Below are 17,162 nucleotides of genomic sequence, written 5' to 3'. Positions count from 1 at the left end.
GCCCTCACCCAGCCCCCGCGGCACCCGCGCCAGCGCCACCGTCAGGTCGGTCAGCAGCCGCCCTTCGGGCGAAACGCCGAAGATATGCAGCCCGTCGCGGATCTGCATTTCCTTGAGGTCGCAGAGATAGGCGTCGAGCTTCTTCAGCGCCTCGCCCTCGCTTTCGCCGCTGATTATGCCGGCATCCCGGTCGAGGCCGATATCGGTGACCAGATCGAGGATCTGCCGGCTGAGCAAGCGGATGCGGCGGGGATCGCCGCCGGAGGCCTCGTAATATTCGTCGACCAGCGCTTCCAGATCCTTGAGTGGTCCATAACTCTCAGCCCGCGTCAAAGGCGGCGTCAGGTGATCGATGATGACAGCGGCAGTCCGGCGCTTGGCCTGCGTGCCCTCGCCCGGATCGTTGACGATGAAGGGATAAAGATGCGGCAGCGGCCCGAGGATCACCTCGGGATAACAGCCTTCCGACAGCGCCAGCGCCTTGCCCGGCAGCCATTCGAGATTGCCGTGTTTGCCCATGTGGATGACCGCATGTGCACCGAATTCCTGGCACAGGAAGACATAGAAGGCAAAATAACCGTGCGGCGGCACGAGATCCGGCGAATGATAGCTTTCCTTCGGATCGATATTATAGCCGCGCGGCGGCTGGATGCCGACGAGCACGCCGCCGAAGCGCGCGAAAGGCAGGGCGAAGCCGCCCTCGCGAAAATACGCATCGTCCTTAGGATTGCCCCAGCGAGCCCTCACCTCATCTTGAATCTTATTGGGAAGAGATTGAAAGAAGCTGTTGTAGCGAGCGAGGGAAAGCGTTTCGCGAATGACCCTGCCGTCGTGGCCGGAATTGGTCGGCCCTTCCATCAGATGCCGGATCAGCGCGTCCCCATCTGCCGGAATGTCGGCGACCGGGTAACCCGCGGCTCCCATGGCGCGAAGCACCGCGATGGTGCCGGCCGGCGTATCGAGGCCGACGCCGTTGCCGAGCCGGCCGTCGCGGTTCGGATAATTCGCCATGACAAGCGCGATGCGGCGATCACCGGCCGATCTCTTCCGCAGGCGCGCCCAGTTGGCGGCAAGTTCAGCCGTATAACTCACCCGGCCGGTATCGGGTTCGCTGCAGACGATGTTGGTCTCGACAGCCGCGTCATAACGCGCTGCCGTCTTGAAAGAGATCGCCCGCGCCAGCACCCGGCCGTCGACTTCAGGAAGCGCCACGTTCATGCCGAGATCTCGTGCCGACAAGCCTTGCGCGGAAGCGGCCCAAGCCTCCCGCGACGAGGCCGACAGGATCGCCTGCAGCACCACCGCCCCATTCGCTTCCAGCACCGTCGGCTGCCGGTCAGCACCTGGTGCCGAGACGGCAAAGCCGGTCGTGTTGATGACGACATCGGGTTTCAGTGCCGCAAACACGCTTTCGAGAATACCTGTCGAGACGGGGTCCTTGAGGCTATAGGCAAAAACCGGCAGTGGCCGCAGGCCGAGCGCCGCCAGCGCTTCGACCAGTGCCTCGATCGGGGCGGTCTCGCCGCTCTGGACGAGGGCGCGGTAGAAGCTGATGGCGACGATTGGCCCAAACGCCACCTCCTCCGTCGAATGTGGGATACCCCCCTGCTCGACGGACGAAGGCGGCGCGACATGCGAACCGGCAACCTGCCGCCACTCCTGCACCCCGATCAGCCCCCGCCCCGGCCACCAGATGCCCGCCTTCATCAAAGGCACTGCCGGCGCCGGCTTCTCGGCACCTGACAACATCGCCGAGGCATAATCGAGAAAGCCGCGCGCATTGGCGTCGCCGCCTTCGATCAGATAGGCCCAGAGCGCATTCATATCGTCGAGATCAACGTTGGAAAAAGGAACGAGCCCCGCATCCGGCCGGGCATCGCCCGGCAAGACCGCAATCAGCGCACCGGCGCGGGACGCTGCCGCGTGCAGCGCCTCCAGCGTATAGTGGAAATAGCTGGCACCGCCGAGCGCACGCACGATGATGAGCCTGGCATGCCGCGCCGTGCGTTCGACATAGGTATCGACCGACATCGGATGCTTGAGGCTCATCAGGCTGGCAAGTCTCAGCGAAGGCGCCGCCCCATGCTCGCGATGGGCGGCTGCGATGGCGGCAAGCTCGCTGTCGGCGGCCGACAGGAACACGATATCGCCCGGCGTCTGCCCGAGGTCGATCGCCTCCTCGCAGTCGCTGATCGTTCCCTGTTGGGCCAGAAGCAGATGCATGGGATTACGCCAGCGCCTCGATCGCCGCCCTAACAGCGTCCTGGTCCATCTCGTGCAGACCGATGACCACGAGGCGCGTGGCGCGCGTTTCGCTCGGGGCCCAGGCACGGTCGAAATAATGGTCGATGCGGCTGCCGACGGCCTGGATCTGCAGGCGCATCGGCTTGCCGGCGACATCGACGAAACCCTTGAGACGCAGTACGTCATGGTCGGCGATAATCGTCTTCAGGCCAGCAATGAAGCCGGCGGGATCGGCGACCGGGCCGAGTTCGACGACGAAGCTGTCGAATTCGTCATGGTCGTGCGGCGCGCCGTCCTCATGCTCCAGCTCGTGATGCGATTTGCGGTTGGCGACATCGTCCTCCGTGCCGATGCCGAGGCCGAGCAGAATTCCGGCCGACACCTCGCCATTTTTCGCCTCGATCATCACCTGCTTGCGCACCGTGCGGGAGGCGACCTCGTCGCGAACCCTGATAAGGCCGGCAGCGTCGATCAGGTCGGTCTTGTTGAGTACGATCAGATCGGCGCAAGTCAGCTGATCCTCGAACAACTCCTCGATCGGGCTTTCGTGATCGAGCGATTCATCTGCGCCGCGCGCCGCCTCGACGGCATCGTGGTCGTCGGCGAAACGGCCGGCGGCGACAGCCGCGCTGTCGACCACGGTAATGACGCCATCGACCGTCACCTGGGTGCGAATGTCAGGCCAATTGAAGGCCGCGACCAGCGGCTGCGGCAGGGCAAGGCCCGAGGTTTCGATGACGATATGGTCGGGCCGCTGTTCACGCTCGAGCAACTTCGTCATCGTCGGGATGAAATCGTCGGCGACGGTGCAGCAGATGCAGCCATTGGTCAGCTCGATGATATCGTCCTCGGTGCAATTGTCAGCGCCGCAGCCCTTCAGCACCTCGCCATCGACGCCGAGATCGCCGAACTCGTTGATGATGAGCGCGATCTTTTTGCCGCCGGCATTGGTGAGCAGGTTGCGGATCATCGTCGTCTTGCCGGCGCCGAGAAAGCCGGTAATGACGGTTGCGGGAATTTTCTGCTGGTTCATGAACTTAACCCTTCATTTTCAACGGCAGGCCTGCCGCGATGAAATAGACTTCGGCGGCCTTGGCCGCAATTGATTGGTGCAGCCGGCCGGCATGATCGCGGAATTCCCGCGCCATGCGATTATCCGGCACGATGCCGAGGCCGACCTCATTGGAAACGAAAACGAGCTGCGCCTTCGCCTGCGGCAGAAAATCGGTGAGCGCGGCAAATTCCGCCGCCATATCGCGCTCATCCATCATCAGATTGGTGACCCAGAGTGTCAGGCAATCGATGAGCACGACGCCGCCCTCGCGGTCGATAGCGTCAAGCTTGCCGACGAGATCGAGCGGCTCTTCATGCGTCGTCCAGGACGGGCCGCGATCGGCTCTATGTTGGGCAATGCGCGCCTGCATTTCCTCATCCCAGGCGCGGCCGGTCGCGAGATAATGGCGGTCGAGGCCGATCGAAATGACAAGGGACTCGGCGAAGCGGGATTTCCCCGAACGGGCGCCGCCGAGGATGAAGACGGTGTTGGAGGGAGCGGTCGTCATGCGCAGACGCCCCTTTGGTGGGATGCCGCACCCCACCCACTCGATCGCGCCGCACAAGGCCGCGCCGAATTCAATCGTTCAGCCAAAACAACCTCCGTGCTGGCAGCGGGCCTCTTGCCCAGGGTTGGGCTTCTCGCCCGGCACGGGATGGCAGGTCTCCTGGCTCGCGGTTATCGGCCGCGATCGGGGCAGACCGGAAACCGGTCGCCCTGATCGTGCCAGCGGATCTGCCTCGCCTTCCCGGCTGCATCGATGAAAAGGTGGACGATTCGTAGACTTAAGAGGCGTCCGACCCCGGTTGATCATCATGCATGTCCAGTGGCTTTTCCGGCATGTCGCCCGTCCCGCCCGCTTGCATTATTGCAAGCCGCCGGCCGGAAGGGCTCGATGCCGGATGGAAGACCCTGACCGCTCTACAGTCGCGGGGTCGGCTGTGATGAAGGCGCCCGGCTTGGGTCCGCCCCGTCACATTCCCTTTTCATCCGGAAGGCGTAACACCGATCCGGAACCATCCGTTATATCCGAGGATGGTCAGGTGACCATCCGTTGAGGGATGGTTAGGCAAGCTCAGGGGTGAAGTCAACCGCCCTCGACGGCCGGCAGTGGCTAGACAGGCGAGGCAACGCCAGCAACACGACTTACCCTACCTAAAACATCGTCATTTATCAGATACTTACGTCACAAATATTTATCCAGGGCGCCGGCTTTTCGCCACAATTGCACTGCAAGCGGACTGCGCCATCGCCCTTGACCGGGCCTCTTCCTGCCTAGTTGTCTTGCCATGCTTATGAAATTGGATCGGCGCCGGTTCCGAGCGCTGCGTGTTTTCTTCGACCCGGGGCGGCTGCGGGCGCTGACCCGCCGCAGTGAGGTCGGCCTGTCGCTGGCGGGTGCCGTCGTCGGCATCACCTCGGGTCTCGCCGTCACCGGCATGAGCTACGTCTCCAATCAACTGCATCAGATGGTCTTCGGCATCGACGACAGCGAGCGGCTGAGCTCGTCGGTGATCGACGACAAGCTGCTGCTTCTCACTGCCCCCGTCATCGGTGGCGTCCTGCTCGGCCTGTTGCTGTTCGTACTGGCGAAACGGCGCAAGAAACCGATGGTTGACCCGATCGAGGCCAATGCGCTGCATGGCGGCCGCCTGTCCTTGACCGACAGCATCATCGTTGCCGTGCAGAACCTGATTTCCAACGGGTTCGGCGCCTCCGTCGGCCTCGAGGCCGGCTATACCCAGCTTGCCGCCGGCCTCGCCTCGAAATTCGGCCTGAAGCTGCAGCTTCGCCGCTCCGATCTGCGCACCCTCGTCGGCTGCGGCGCGGCGGGCGCTATCGCCGCTGCCTTCAACGCGCCGCTGACCGGCGCCTTCTACGCCTTCGAGCTGATCATCGGCACCTATACGATCGTCTCGCTGACCCCTGTGGTCGTCTCGGCCCTGGTTTCCACCCTCATCGCAAGGCTGCTCACCCACGGCGATTTCACCATCGACATCGGCAGCTTCGGCGCAGTCGTGCCGGCCGATTATATCCCGGCTATGCTGCTCGGTGGCTTCTGCGCTGGCGTCGGCATCCTGATCATGCAGGGCGTCTCCTTCGTCGAGGAGCTGGCGCGCAAGAGCTCGATCGCCCCGCCCTTCCGCCCGGCGCTCGGCGGCATCGTCGTCGGACTTCTGGCGATGATTTCGCCACAGGTGCTCTCGGCCGGCCACGGCGCGCTGCATCTCAATCTCTCCCGCGAGGTGGCGATCCCGGCGCTGATCGGCCTCTTCCTGTTGAAATCCCTGGCCTCGGCGATCTCGATCGGCTCCGGCTTCAGGGGCGGCCTGTTCTTCGCCTCACTGTTCATGGGCGCCCTGCTCGGCAAGCTCTTTGCCTATTGCGGCCCCTATTTCGCCGATGCGACGCTGACGCCCGTCATCTATGCCGTCGTCGGCATGAGCTCGCTCGCCGTCGCCGTCATCGGCGGGCCGCTGACGATGACGTTCCTGGCGCTCGAAATCACCGGCGATTTTCCGATCACCGCCCTGGTGCTCGCCGCCGTCATCACCTCCTCACTCGTCGTCCGCTCAACCTTCGGCTATTCCTTCGCCACCTGGCGCTTCCACCTGCGCGGCGAAAGCATCCGCAGCGCCCACGACGTCGGCTGGATCCGTAACCTGACAGTGGACAAGCTGATGCGCGCCGACGTCAAGACGGCAAGGGCGGGTATTTCGCTGGAGGAATTCAAGCAGGCCTTCCCGATCGGCTCGACCCAGCGCGTCATCCTCGTCGAGGAGAGCGACAAATATGCAGGCCTCGTGCTGGTGCCGGAGATCTACGCCAACCCGACCGACGTGCAGGACGAGGGCAAGACGCTTGCCGATTTCATCCACTACCGCAACGATTTCCTACAGCCACAGATGAATGCCAGGCAGGCGGCGGCGATCTTCGACAAGAGCGAAAGCGAAGCACTCGCCGTCGTCAACAACCTGATCGAACGCAAGGTGATCGGCCAGCTCAGCGAAAGCTATACGCTGCGCCGCTACAGTGAAGAACTTGACCGTCGCCGTCGTGAGGTCTCAGGCGAGATCTGAACTTGGTCGCGCCTTTGATCGGCGCTTCATGACACAGAGTTGGCGAGCTTGAAGACGTCGGCCCGCTTTGAAACTCCACGCAATTCGAACGACCCGAGATACTCGCAAGCCACCGTACAGTTGGCCGCGAAACTCTCCGACAGCAGAAGGTGCTGCTCAAGCGTACCGCAGAGTTTCTCCAGCCGCGAAGCCTCGTTGACCGCCCTGCCGATCACCGTGAAGTCGAGCCTGCCGTGAGCGCCGACATTTCCGTAGAAAAGCTCGCCGAGATGCAGCACGACATCGATGCCGATATCGGGGCCTCCATTGCGCGTCCGCTCGCGATTGAGCTCTTCGTTTGCCTTCAGCAGATTCTGTGCCGAAGCCAACGCAGCCTTACACGCCCTTTGCGGATCCTCGGCGTCCGTCGGAAAGATCGCCAGCACGCTGTCGCCCATGAACTTGAGGATCTCGCCGGAATTTTCCTCGACATGCCGGTCGATCAGCTCGAAATGCTCGTTGAGAAACCCGACGATCTCGCCTGGCTGGTAGGCCTCGGTCAGCGCCGTGAAATTGCGGAGGTCGGCAAGCAGGATGGCGGCATCGATGGAGCCACCCATTCCCCTGCGGGTTTCGCCCGCAAGGATGCGCGCACTGGTCCTGGCGCCGGTATAGACGGCGAGGATATCGGTCGCGGTCTTCGAAACCGCCACGCGGTAAGCCGCCAGCCCCAGCGCCGGGAACAGCTCTTCTATGATCGCCAGCTGTTGATCGGAAAATCCGCCCGGCGCGTCGCTCGTCAGCGAGAATCCGAGCCCGCGCAGCGCGACTTCCTTCGGGAATTCGAACAGGCTGATCACGTGATCCGTGCCACCGGCGAGCGCGAATTCGTTGAGTTCGCTGTAATCGAGCCCCTCGCCGCTCGCCAGGTTCCATCGCCCCTTTGTTTCGCCGCGGCTCAAAAGGTGAAAGATCGGCGTCTTCTCGAAGTCACGTTCCGTCTCACTGCCGTGCTCCGCATTTTCAAGGACAGTCGCACCGCCCCGCATGAAATTAGCCGAAACGCCGCGATACATGGGATGGAGGGACGGCATTCTGATACTCGCCCGCCAGATCGGAAATCCGTCCGCGATCAGCCGGTCGCACAGACCGGCGACGAGGTCGCCAATATGCTCGCTGGTGATCCCCTGCTCTATAAGCCATTGAATATGATTTTTAATTTTTCAATCTCCGCATGAGGACCGAGAACCGGCAATGGCCATTTCGCCCTCGAGCCCGATGAGCAGAACGGCACAACGGGCGCTCAACGAGCGGTCTTACACCTGCCGTTCATTAACCTGCTTCGCGTCGTTATACTACACCCGGGCGAATGGGAGTGATGCGGAATTCTGGCCTTTTCTCGTCGAGCGTTTTGCCTCGCTTCGATGTGCAAAGGGCTGCTCGGTCAGCGGAATCTGTTCCAGTCTCCATCCCGCGAGGCGACGAACGGGATCTCGCTTCTCGACGCCGCAATGTCCTTCAGCATGTGGTCCGACAGCGCGCCAAGCCGATTTTCCACCGACTGCCGTCGTTGCCACAGGATGAAGTTACGAGCCGGAGAAAACAGCAGCAGCACCGCTTTGCGCAGTCGCAATTCGAACGCGCCTAGAGCTTCTCGTTCATGATCGTCCCCTAGAGTCGTGCGCCGATCCCAAGATCGCTGCGCCTGCGAGCCGGCCGGCGCCTCGTCCGCCGGCCAGCTCCCGCGCCCCGGCGCATCACCTCGAAATCGGTTTGCGGAAAGTGGGCTTGCCGCGCGCGCCATCGAACGCGGTGTTTAACGCGCGGCCGAATGAGGGCCGATGAGGCTCGTGATCTCCGTCACGCGGTCCGCAGGAAAGCCACCCTTTTCCGCGTGCCGATAGACCGCTTCCGCACTCTCGGCCTCATGAACGCAGTACATCTTGTCGCCAGTCACATAGCTGGTGATCCAGCTATAGGGTTCGCCGAGGGAGGCCACGACGGCGTTGGATTTCGCCGAGATCTCGCGCAGGGTTTCCTTGCTCATATCTCCGAGACCTGGAATATTTCGTTCGACAACGAATTGCGGCATTGTTTTATCCTTTCATGATGCCTTGAGTGACGCAGCGCTTCATCAACCGTGCGCATGCCGGCAGCTGACGTCGGGGTTCATGTCGGCGAACGATCCCTTCGGATTGTCCTTCCATGCCCAGACATGCAACTCGTAGAAAGCCGGAAGGCCGTAGCGGTTCGGTGCATTCGTGAAACTGAACAGCTGACCGCCGAGATTGGCGGGACCTTTCGTCGTGATGTATTCGACGGCGACCAGTTTCATCTTGCCGTGTTCGTCAGGCTCGTACATCACGGCTTCCGGCTTGGAGAGATCAACGGCCTCATCCTTGATGAGGTCGGCATTGACATAGTGGATGCCCATAGCACCCCCATCGATGCCGCTGGTGCACGGGATCGGCGAATAGCCTTCCCTGACGGCCTGGTTGACGTCCTGGAAGCGCGCATTGGCCTCCCGGACCTGGTTCGGCAGGCCGGCGCCGCCGCCGAGCGCTGCAGCCGGTAAAACTGCGATAAAGAGAAGCGCCGCGATCGGCGCTTTGGTCGCTTTCATGAAGATTGCCCTCCAATTTCTGGTTGTCCAAGCCGAGTGGAATCCGGCCGGCAGTGGCGTTGTAAGAAATCCACGCGATGAAACATCTCCCGCGTGGGGGATGAAATCTTCCGCAAATCCCGGAAATGAAGGCGTCCTGGCCGGCGGCAATTGACCGCGCAGGCCGGGCTGATGCAGGATTGCGATCATGGAACAACAGCTGTCGGAAATCATTGGCGCTATTTATGATTGTGTGGCCCGGGAGGATGCCTGGCCAAACGCTCTTCGTCTGATCAATGGCCAGGTGAATGGGTTTTTGACCACGCTTGCCGTCTTCGACACCACCACCCGTTCCGCACGGCTGGCTCAGATCGCCTGCGACGACGGAGAAGCCATCAGCACCCTCGTCGCGCATGCGAAGGACGTCCCGTTCTTCCACCTTCTCCACCGAATGGAGATCGATCAGCCGGATACGCTGGAGCGAATGTTCTCCCTCTATGGACCCGATGGCGAAGCCGTCTGGAAGAGCGGTGCGCTCTACCAGAACTTTCATGCCAAGTATGGGGTATTGAACTCGATTGACATGGCGGTGCTGAAGCGCCCGACCCGGGTCGGGACAATCAACATTTCGGTGCAATACGAACCGAGCGAGCGACGCGTCTTCGACATTGTCGGGCTACTCGGCCCGCATATCCGCCGTGCCGTGACGATCCACGACATGTTCGAGATGGAGCGCGCCGAAGCAGCCGTCCTCAGGGAGGTCATCGACGCTCTCGACCATGCGGTCTTCATCGTTGCTGAAGACATGACAATCCTTTTCGCCAACCATGCCGCAGAAGCACGATTGCGCGAGCAGCACGTCGTTCACTCGCTTTCAGGCCGGCTGGCCGCGCGCTACGCTTATGCAGGCGCTGCCCTTTCCAACGCCGTGGCGCTTGGCGCGCGGGACGAAATCAGTCTCGCAGCGGCTGGGATCGATGTCCCGCTTGCCTCGGCCGAGCGCCCCGCCGTCGCGCACGTTCTGCCGCTGCAGCGGCGCACCGAAAGGGGACGTTTCGAAAGCCGCGCGGCTGCGGCGATCTTCCTCGCCGCCGCGGGAACGGTGACACAGTCGGCCGTCGAAGCCGTTGCCGCCCTTTTTGCTCTCACTCCAGCCGAACGGCGCGTGGTCGGCTACGTCTCCGAAGGCATGACGCGATCCGAGATCGCCAACGCACAAGGCGTTGCCGACGGCACCGTGAAATCGCAACTGGCCGCCATCTACGACAAAACGGGAGCGGAGGACCAGCGCAGCCTGCAGCAGCTCGTCCGCGAACTCAGTCCGCCTGTCAGGCGCGCGTGACGTCTCGACCTTGAACTTCGGAGCGATTGGCGGAAGACGTGAAAACGGGGCCGGTGTCCCTCGGTACCGAACCGAGCGCCATCACATCCATAGAGAACCGCCAGACCGATATTTCCAACGCTCACATCCTGACCGTCATGCCGCCATCGACCGTCAGGACGTGGCCATTGACGAAGGAGGCGGCGGCGCTTGCAAGAAACAGCGCCGCGCCGGCGATCTCGTCGGGCCGCCCCCAGCGCTGGACCGGAATGCGCTGGCGCACGAAGGGCATCAATTCCTCGTTCGCGGCCATCGCCGCATTGGTTTCGGTGGCAAACCAGCCCGGCGCAATCGCGTTGCTGGTGATGCCGTGCGGACCGAATTCGACCGCCATACCGCGCATCAGGCCGGTCAGGCCCTGCTTGGCTGCCGGATAGACGCAGTCACCGGGCATGACGACATGGCCGCTGATGGAGGTCACCGAGATCAGGCGGCCGTGATTGCGCCGCTTCATCAGCACGGCGGCGTCCCGCGAAAGCGTCATCGCGGCGGCCAGATCGGTGCGCAGCAGTTCGATGATGGCATCATCATCGAATTCGGCCAGCGGTCGCCTGTCACGGGCGCCGACATTATTGATCAGGATGTCGAGGCGACCGTGAGCCCTTTCGATATCGGCCATCAACGCACGCTGGGCCTCGCGATCGGTGATATCGAAGGCGGCGGCCCCCGCTGTGCCACTCGCCGCACGGATGATCCTTACGGCGTCTTCCAGCGTCGCCGCCGTGCGTCCGGTAACGATGACATGGGCGCCGGCCTCTGCAAGGGCACGTGCCATCTCGAAGCCCAGGCCACGGCCGCCGCCGGTCACCAGCGCCACCTGACCCGTCAGTGAAAATCTATCCATCACGCTCATGGTCTGCTCTCGATCAGCTCCGCCGGGGCAATTAATGGACTCAGTCAACTAATTTGGCAAGAGCAGAACGAAGGATGCATCCGGCCTAACCGAGCAGTCCGGCCAGCCAGCGCGGATCGAGGTGACGTTCCAATTCCCCGGCGATCTCGTCGAGCGCCTGCTCGACGCTCTCGCGGTAATTCCTTCGCCCGCCTGATAACCCGAAGCTCTGCAGCAGCCGGGCGCGGTAGGCGTCGCTGCCGAAGAGCCCGTGCAGGTAGGTGCCCATGATTCGGCCGTCGGCCGAAAGCGCGCCATCGGGTGCCCCGTCGATGATCGCCGAAGGCCGGGTGCCATCCGGGCCGCGGGTGATGCCGAGATGGATCTGGTAGCCGGCAAGCGGCACGTCGTATTCGGTCGAGCGGGCATGACTGTTGCGCACGGTTTTTTCAGGCGCCATCTCGGTCTCGACGTCGAGAAGCGCAAGCCCCGGCGCCTCGAGCATTCCGCCCTCGATGCCGAGTGGATCGTGCACCGTCCGACCAAGCATCTGGTAGCCGCCGCAAATGCCGATCACCCGGCCGCCGCGCCTGACATGCGCCTGGAGGTCGCGGTCCCAGCCCTCAGCCCTCAAGTCGGCGAGATCAGATATCGTCGATTTTGAGCCGGGAAGGACGATGAGGCTTGCAACAGGCAGCCGCTCGCCTGGTCGCACGAAGACCAGCTCGACATCCGGCTCGCTCCTCAGCGGATCGAGATCGTCGAAATTGGCGATATGGGGCAGCACCGGCACGGCGATCTTCAGCCGGCCCGCCCCGCCCTTCGCCAGCCGTTCGAGCACGACCGAATCTTCGGCCGGCAGGCGTGCCGCACCCGGCAGCCACGGCACGACGCCGAAACACGGCCAGCCGGTAAAGCCTTCGATGGCGCGGATGCCGTCGTCAAACAGCGAAACGTCGCCGCGAAACTTGTTGATGATATAACCCGCAACCATCGCTCGGTCGCCCTCATCAAGGATCGCCTGCGTGCCGACCAGCGAGGCGATGACGCCACCGCGATCGATATCGCCGACGAGCACGACAGGCACGCCGGCACGCGTCGCAAAGCCCATATTGGCGATATCGGCGACCCTGAGATTGATCTCGGCCGGCGATCCGGCACCCTCGACGATAACGAGGTCGGCATCTGCTGCCACTTTTTCGAAACTCTCGAGCACCGCGCCGAGCAGTTGCGGCTTCAGCCGCTGATAGTCGCGCGCCTTCGCCTGGCCGAACACCCTGCCCTGCACGATAATCTGGCTGCCGTTTTCCGATTGCGGCTTGAGCAGCACCGGGTTCATGTGCACCGAAGACGGCGTGCGTGCGGCCAGTGCCTGCAGCCACTGCGCTCGGCCGATCTCGCCGCCGTCATCGGCAACCGCTGCATTGTTCGACATGTTCTGCGGCTTGAACGGCCGGACGGCAAGCCCGCGATTGGCCGCCAGCCGGCAAAGGCCAGCGACCAGCACCGTCTTTCCGACATCCGAGCCGGTTCCCTGCAGCATGATCGCTCTTGCCATGGTGGCCGCCTTTCGCTGAGGCGAGGCCTACAATGGCCGGCGACACCGGGTCAAGACTTGGCACAGGGTAAGACTTGGCCCGGGTCAAGCTTCCCGCAGAAACGCGAAAACCGCGCATGGCCTTGGCTCTGCGCGGTTTGCCGAAAACTCAGGCGTCTTCACCCCTACACGGCGAAGCTCGCTTTCTCCGGTACGCACTACCTGAACCGGAGAAGCGGCGGTCATTCCCGCCACGACCCAACTGATAACGGCACATTCTTACCGGAGAGTTATTGAAGCCTTACGCAAATGTTAATTTTGATCTTTTTTGACATTCTGGTCGAAATTTCTGCAGAAGACCCGACGGTGATCGCCAAGAGCGTGCACTGCGCTCAAAGGCGCCATTTTCCGGATATTGAGATAAATTCTTCGAATTCAATAATTTAGTCCGGCGACCGTCAGCAGAAGATGGTTGATTTCTGCGACCGAACGCGTAGGCTTCCCAAAAACCGCCATTTTCGAGCATGACCTGCAATGAGCTGCCGGAGCCGCAAGGACGGAAGGCACCCATGAACCGGAAATGTATGTCGCGGCATCGCCCGTCAGTCATTTCCTTTTGGGCGCCAGAAGGATTTGTCGCTGATTTCCGACCCTGGCTGCGCGTCCGTAGATTCAAGGTATCACAGCGTCATTAGCGCGTCTGAAAAGGCCGGCGCTGTAAAGAAGAATTCGGGGAAATGACGATGAAGACGTTTCTGATTCCCGCCGTCTTTGCCGCGGCTCTTTCTATCGTCGCGCCGGCCGAAGCCGCCGAATGCGGCAATGTTTCGATCGCTGAGATGAAATGGGCCTCGGCCGGTATTGCGGCGAGCTTCGACAAGATCATCCTGGAAAAGGGCTACGGTTGCGCCGTCACCATCGTCGACGGCGACACCCTGCCGACCTTCGCCTCGATGAATGAGAAAGGCACTCCCGACATCGCCTCGGAGTACTGGATCAATTCCGTCAGGGCCTTGCTCGATCAGGCCGTCAACTCCGGCCGGCTGGTGCAGGGAGCCGAGATCCTGGCCGACGGAGCCGTCGAGGGCTGGTGGATCCCGAAATTCATCGCCGACGCCAATCCCGACATCCGTTCGGTCGAAGATGCGCTGAGACATCCCGAGCTCTTCCCCGCCGAGGACGATGCCTCGAAGGGCGCTATTTACAATTGCCCAGCCGACTGGAGTTGTCAGATATCAACCACCAACCTGTTCAAGGCGCTTGCCGCGGACAAAAAGGGCTTCGAACTCGTCGAAACCGGCAGCGCCGAACGGCTCGACGCCTCGATCGCCCGCGCCTTCGACAATAAGATCGGCTGGCTCGGTTATTATTGGGCGCCGACCGCAATCCTCGGCAAATACGAGATGACGCGCCTGAGCTTCGGCGTCGGTCATAACAAGACCGAGTGGGACCGCTGTACGGCGGTTTCCGGCTGCCTCAGGCCCCAGCTTAATTCCTATCCGGTCTCGCGCGCCTTCACATTGATGACCAGGTCTTTCGCCAGTCGCGCGGGACCTGTCACCACCTATCTCAAAACCCGCAAATGGGACAATCAGACGATCAACCAGGTGCTTGCCTGGCAAGACGAAAACCACGAAAGCAACGAGGATGCCGCGATCCATTTCCTTCGCAATTACGAGGGCCTCTGGATGAAATGGGTGCCCGCCGATGTAGCCGAGAAGGTCAAGGCGAGTTTATAACGCCAAAAATACGATCAAGCATGGACGATTCGATGACAGGCAACGTTCCCTTTCCCGACCGCGATACCGTTGCGGAAAAGCTTGCCGCGCTGTCGGAGACGGACAAATCATATCTGACGCTGCTCATGGAAAATGTCGCTCAGGACGACAACCTGCTCGACGGCCTGCGCCGCCATCTCGACATCGCAGCAGGGTCGCGGTTCCTGAACTCGCTAAAACTCGAAAATCTCGGAATATGGCTCGGAGCACATGCGCCGGATCGGCTTCAGATCCGGGTGATGGAAACCGCCCGCTCCAGCCAGCATCCTGCCTACCAGGCCTTCCGGACCGGTCTTGACCGATCCGGCGGGCTGGAAAAGGCTTATCCCCCGGTCAATACTTGATCCGGCCCAGTCGATAATTGATTCTGTCCAGGAAAGCTTTATCCGGCATCCCCGGAGGAATGTGAACGGTCTTTACTTCTTTGCAGCACGGTCAACCGAGCGGCCCGCATCCTGCGTTGCATTTACGGTGTTGGCCGTATCTTTTCCTATGCCGCGGATCGTGTTGCCGCAGGAGGAAAGCGCAAGAAGTACCATCAAGGCTGCGGCGATTTTGGCCGTTGTCGTCATTTCGAATATCCTTGTTTGAAATCAACCCCGAACGGGACTTATGCCGTTCGCGCCGATAACGCACAAGGGGACAAAAGGTTCAACGCCTGAAAGAGATCATCAGGCGGCGACCGCCTTCGCTCTCTCGGCAAAGGCGCCGCGAATGCTGTCGGCCACTGTCTCGATCGGCCCGGACACCTGCGAGGCGGTCAGCAGGCGGATATCGAAGGCGCCGAGTTCCGGCAGGCCTTCCTGCGGGCCGAGGATCGCCATGTCCTCATTGACATAGGACAGCGGCAGCGGCGCAATGGCGAGATCGGAGAGCACGGCGGCGCGCTGCGCCATGGTGTGGCCGCTGAGATAGGCGACGCGATAGTGCCGCTTGTTGCGTTCGAGCTGGGAGAGAGCCTCCTGGCGCCAGATGCAGCCATCCTCCCAGATCGAGATCGGCAGGGGATCGCGCCGATGCGCCGAACCGCACTTGGCGCCGGCCCAGACCAGCCGCTCGCGAAACACCACCTCGCCGCCTGTCGGGAACGGCCGCGTCGCACAGTTGATCAAGGCCAGGTCGAGCCGCTGTTCCTCCATGCGCTTCTTCAACCCCATGCTCATGTCGATCGTTACGTCGACCATGATGCCGGGATAGCTCTCCGCGAAACTCTTCAGGATGCTCGGCAGCAGCCGCTCGCCGATATCCTCCGGTGCGCCGAGCCTGACGACGCCGCTGAGCTCCGGCATGATGAAGCGCGACACTGCCTCGTTCGACAGCGCCAGGATGTTGCGGGCGTAGGACAACAGCATCTCGCCGTGGCGCGTCAGCGACACCGAGCGGGCATCGCGCAAAAACAGCGTCGCGCCCAGTTGTTCCTCGAGCTTCTTGATCTGCATCGACACCGCTGACGGCGTGCGAAAGACCGCCTCCGCGGCGGTCGAAAAATTGCCAGTCTCGGCAATGGCAACGAAGGTACGCAACACGTCGTTGTCAAGCAGCGGAATGGGACGGCGAAAGGGAAGACTCATCGTCGCATCTTTCAATTTTTCTGATTTATAACCGCATATCATTTTGTTTGATTGAATGTCAATCGCTCGCCATATTTCGAGGGGTCAGCAGCCGATGCAGCAAAAGGAGGCCCCGACATGTCGAACATGAGCATCTGGAATATCGTACAGGCCCTTTCCGCGTTCAAGTCGCAGAGGCGCAGGGATGTGAACCATGAGCATGCACTCCGGCAGCTAAGGCGTTTTCCGTCGCATCTGCTGGCCGATTGTCAGCCCAAGATAGAGTTGACGGTCGCCGCCTCTGCTAGCCGAACCGCTGCTGAAGATTGTAAGCTCGGCGTGCCTCACCATGTGCGCCCATCAGGAAACATCCGTCCATCAAAAAGCTTGCGCGCCGTTGTGATCGTCCGCGCCCCCTGACCGACCCGTTTACCGCCGGATCCAGCACATTTCCATCTCGCCGGTCGAACGGCCATCACATCCCGCCCAACAGCTTGAACGCGATGATCCACATGGTGAATGCGACGAGCGTTTCCAGCATGCGCCAGGATGAGGGCTTCGAGAAGATCGGTCGCAGCCACGTGGCGCCGTATCCGAGCGAAAAGAAAAACAGAAAGGAACCCGTCACCGCCCCCGCAGCAAACGAAGCCTGCTGTCCCGGGTAGCGTGTCGATATCGTGCCGAGCAGCACGACCGTATCGAGATAGACATGCGGGTTGAGCCAGGTCAGTGCAAGGCAGGTCATGAGCGTCTGGCGAAAGCTCGATGGTCTCGCTTCTGCTTCCGCGAGGCTGGCGGACGAGCGAAAGGCGGAATAGAGGCTCTTCGCTCCATACCAGGTCAGAAACGCGGCTCCTCCATAGCGCATGACCGGATCGAGCCAGGGCATAAACCTGGCGATTTGCTGCAGGCTGGTCACGCCAAGCACGATCAACGCTGCATCCGAAAACGCGCATGCGAAACAGACGGAAAAGACATGTTCGTTGCGCAGGCCTTGGCGCAGAATAAAAGCGTTCTGCGCGCCGATTGCGACAATGAGGCTGAGGCCCATCATCAGGCCGGTGACATAGATCGAAAAATTCATCGCTTCGGCGAACGCCCCTGCTTCGGTAAGGGTTGCCGTAT

17 protein-coding genes and 1 riboswitch are annotated in these 17,162 nt (G+C 61.7%); of the genes, 5 read left to right on the top strand and 12 right to left on the bottom strand.

The features are described 5' to 3' along the window. The 3 genes from cobN to cobU form a co-directional block, all read right to left on the bottom strand. Positions 1-2,223: cobaltochelatase subunit CobN (gene cobN, locus HJB89_RS32130; RefSeq protein ID WP_221133261.1), on the bottom strand; the 2,223-nt coding region annotated here is incomplete at its 3' end. Between the two features lie 4 nt (positions 2,224-2,227). Beyond that, on the bottom strand, positions 2,228-3,277 hold the full coding sequence (cobW, locus tag HJB89_RS32125) for a cobalamin biosynthesis protein CobW (RefSeq protein WP_221150985.1): 1,050 nt from the start codon (positions 3,275-3,277) through the stop codon (positions 2,228-2,230). 4 nt (positions 3,278-3,281) lie between these two features. Beyond that, on the bottom strand, positions 3,282-3,806 hold the full coding sequence (gene cobU / locus HJB89_RS32120; RefSeq protein ID WP_207580807.1) for a bifunctional adenosylcobinamide kinase/adenosylcobinamide-phosphate guanylyltransferase: 525 nt from the start codon (positions 3,804-3,806) through the stop codon (positions 3,282-3,284). A 131-nt stretch (positions 3,807-3,937) separates the two neighbouring features. Then, positions 3,938-4,334: riboswitch (cobalamin riboswitch) on the bottom strand. 253 nt (positions 4,335-4,587) lie between these two features. On the opposite strand from cobU, the gene HJB89_RS32115 reads away from it, so the two are divergent. Further along, entirely contained in the window at positions 4,588-6,378 is a 1,791-nt protein-coding gene (locus HJB89_RS32115; RefSeq protein WP_221117620.1) for a chloride channel protein, read from the top strand. Between the two features lie 26 nt (positions 6,379-6,404). Here the strand turns inward: HJB89_RS32115 and HJB89_RS32110 are convergent, their stop codons facing one another. The 4 genes from HJB89_RS32110 to HJB89_RS32095 all read right to left on the bottom strand — a co-directional run bounded on the left by HJB89_RS32110 (position 6,405) and on the right by HJB89_RS32095 (position 8,980). Next, entirely contained in the window at positions 6,405-7,577 is a 1,173-nt protein-coding gene (locus HJB89_RS32110; protein WP_405049003.1) for an adenylate/guanylate cyclase domain-containing protein, read from the bottom strand. Between the two features lie 224 nt (positions 7,578-7,801). Then, a complete protein-coding gene (locus tag HJB89_RS33540; protein ID WP_221141534.1) occupies positions 7,802-7,990 on the bottom strand; it encodes a DUF1127 domain-containing protein in 189 nt (62 codons plus the stop codon). A gap of 183 nt (positions 7,991-8,173) precedes the next feature. After that, complete coding sequence (locus HJB89_RS32100; protein ID WP_207580809.1) at positions 8,174-8,449, bottom strand: DUF4242 domain-containing protein; 276 nt, start codon at positions 8,447-8,449, stop codon at positions 8,174-8,176. Positions 8,450-8,491: 42 nt separating this feature from the next. After that, positions 8,492-8,980 carry a hypothetical protein gene (locus HJB89_RS32095; protein ID WP_221117619.1) on the bottom strand — a complete coding sequence of 163 codons (489 nt, stop codon included), beginning with the start codon at positions 8,978-8,980 and terminating at the stop codon, positions 8,492-8,494. 187 nt (positions 8,981-9,167) lie between these two features. On the opposite strand from HJB89_RS32095, the gene HJB89_RS32090 reads away from it, so the two are divergent. After that, positions 9,168-10,301, top strand: a complete 1,134-nt coding sequence (locus HJB89_RS32090) for a helix-turn-helix transcriptional regulator (RefSeq protein WP_207580810.1) — start codon at positions 9,168-9,170, stop codon at positions 10,299-10,301. Between the two features lie 121 nt (positions 10,302-10,422). On the opposite strand, the gene HJB89_RS32085 is transcribed toward HJB89_RS32090, so the two are convergent. Both HJB89_RS32085 and HJB89_RS32080 read right to left on the bottom strand, forming a co-directional pair. Next, positions 10,423-11,193, bottom strand: a complete 771-nt coding sequence (locus HJB89_RS32085) for an SDR family oxidoreductase (RefSeq protein ID WP_221150983.1) — start codon at positions 11,191-11,193, stop codon at positions 10,423-10,425. An 85-nt stretch (positions 11,194-11,278) separates the two neighbouring features. Further along, a complete protein-coding gene (locus HJB89_RS32080; protein WP_221150982.1) occupies positions 11,279-12,730 on the bottom strand; it encodes a cobyric acid synthase in 1,452 nt (483 codons plus the stop codon). A gap of 716 nt (positions 12,731-13,446) precedes the next feature. Between HJB89_RS32080 and HJB89_RS32075 the strand changes: the two genes are divergently transcribed. Then, a complete protein-coding gene (locus HJB89_RS32075) occupies positions 13,447-14,448 on the top strand; it encodes a glycine betaine ABC transporter substrate-binding protein (protein WP_221117618.1) in 1,002 nt (333 codons plus the stop codon). Positions 14,449-14,468: 20 nt separating this feature from the next. Continuing rightward, positions 14,469-14,831, top strand: coding sequence for a hypothetical protein (locus HJB89_RS32070; RefSeq protein ID WP_207580814.1), 363 nt, complete (start codon positions 14,469-14,471; stop codon positions 14,829-14,831). 72 nt (positions 14,832-14,903) lie between these two features. Here the strand turns inward: HJB89_RS32070 and HJB89_RS32065 are convergent, their stop codons facing one another. Then, positions 14,904-15,059 (bottom strand): hypothetical protein, encoded by a 156-nt coding sequence (locus HJB89_RS32065; RefSeq protein WP_003540537.1) that lies wholly within the window; start codon positions 15,057-15,059, stop codon positions 14,904-14,906. 99 nt (positions 15,060-15,158) lie between these two features. Further along, the gene (locus HJB89_RS32060; RefSeq protein WP_207580815.1) at positions 15,159-16,100 is read right to left on the bottom strand and encodes a LysR family transcriptional regulator; all 942 of its coding nucleotides are present in this window, start codon (positions 16,098-16,100) and stop codon (positions 15,159-15,161) included. 75 nt (positions 16,101-16,175) lie between these two features. Here HJB89_RS32060 and HJB89_RS32055 point away from each other — a divergent pair, with 75 nt between their 5' ends. After that, positions 16,176-16,457, top strand: a complete 282-nt coding sequence (locus HJB89_RS32055; RefSeq protein WP_207584405.1) for a hypothetical protein — start codon at positions 16,176-16,178, stop codon at positions 16,455-16,457. 55 nt (positions 16,458-16,512) lie between these two features. On the opposite strand, the gene HJB89_RS32050 is transcribed toward HJB89_RS32055, so the two are convergent. Further along, complete coding sequence (locus tag HJB89_RS32050) at positions 16,513-17,121, bottom strand: LysE/ArgO family amino acid transporter (RefSeq protein WP_221150981.1); 609 nt, start codon at positions 17,119-17,121, stop codon at positions 16,513-16,515. Positions 17,122-17,162 lie beyond the last annotated feature (41 nt).

Source organism: Rhizobium sp. NZLR8 (genome assembly GCF_019685025.1).
Taxonomy (GTDB): Bacteria; Pseudomonadota; Alphaproteobacteria; order Rhizobiales; family Rhizobiaceae; genus Rhizobium.
This window is presented reverse-complemented; position numbering and strand designations above follow the sequence as displayed.

Coding starts and splice junctions, on each gene's coding strand:
- cobW (WP_221150985.1), bottom strand. CDS start 3,277: ATGAACCAGCAGAAAATTCCCGCAACCGTCATTACCGGCTTTCTCGGC.
- cobU (WP_207580807.1), bottom strand. CDS start 3,806: ATGACGACCGCTCCCTCCAACACCGTCTTCATCCTCGGCGGCGCCCGT.
- HJB89_RS32115 (WP_221117620.1), top strand. CDS start 4,588: ATGCTTATGAAATTGGATCGGCGCCGGTTCCGAGCGCTGCGTGTTTTC.
- HJB89_RS32100 (WP_207580809.1), bottom strand. CDS start 8,449: ATGCCGCAATTCGTTGTCGAACGAAATATTCCAGGTCTCGGAGATATG.
- HJB89_RS32095 (WP_221117619.1), bottom strand. CDS start 8,980: ATGAAAGCGACCAAAGCGCCGATCGCGGCGCTTCTCTTTATCGCAGTT.
- HJB89_RS32090 (WP_207580810.1), top strand. CDS start 9,168: ATGGAACAACAGCTGTCGGAAATCATTGGCGCTATTTATGATTGTGTG.
- HJB89_RS32085 (WP_221150983.1), bottom strand. CDS start 11,193: ATGAGCGTGATGGATAGATTTTCACTGACGGGTCAGGTGGCGCTGGTG.
- HJB89_RS32080 (WP_221150982.1), bottom strand. CDS start 12,730: ATGGCAAGAGCGATCATGCTGCAGGGAACCGGCTCGGATGTCGGAAAG.
- HJB89_RS32075 (WP_221117618.1), top strand. CDS start 13,447: ATGACGATGAAGACGTTTCTGATTCCCGCCGTCTTTGCCGCGGCTCTT.
- HJB89_RS32070 (WP_207580814.1), top strand. CDS start 14,469: ATGGACGATTCGATGACAGGCAACGTTCCCTTTCCCGACCGCGATACC.
- HJB89_RS32065 (WP_003540537.1), bottom strand. CDS start 15,059: ATGACGACAACGGCCAAAATCGCCGCAGCCTTGATGGTACTTCTTGCG.
- HJB89_RS32060 (WP_207580815.1), bottom strand. CDS start 16,100: ATGATATGCGGTTATAAATCAGAAAAATTGAAAGATGCGACGATGAGT.
- HJB89_RS32055 (WP_207584405.1), top strand. CDS start 16,176: ATGTCGAACATGAGCATCTGGAATATCGTACAGGCCCTTTCCGCGTTC.
- HJB89_RS32050 (WP_221150981.1), bottom strand. CDS start 17,121: ATGAATTTTTCGATCTATGTCACCGGCCTGATGATGGGCCTCAGCCTC.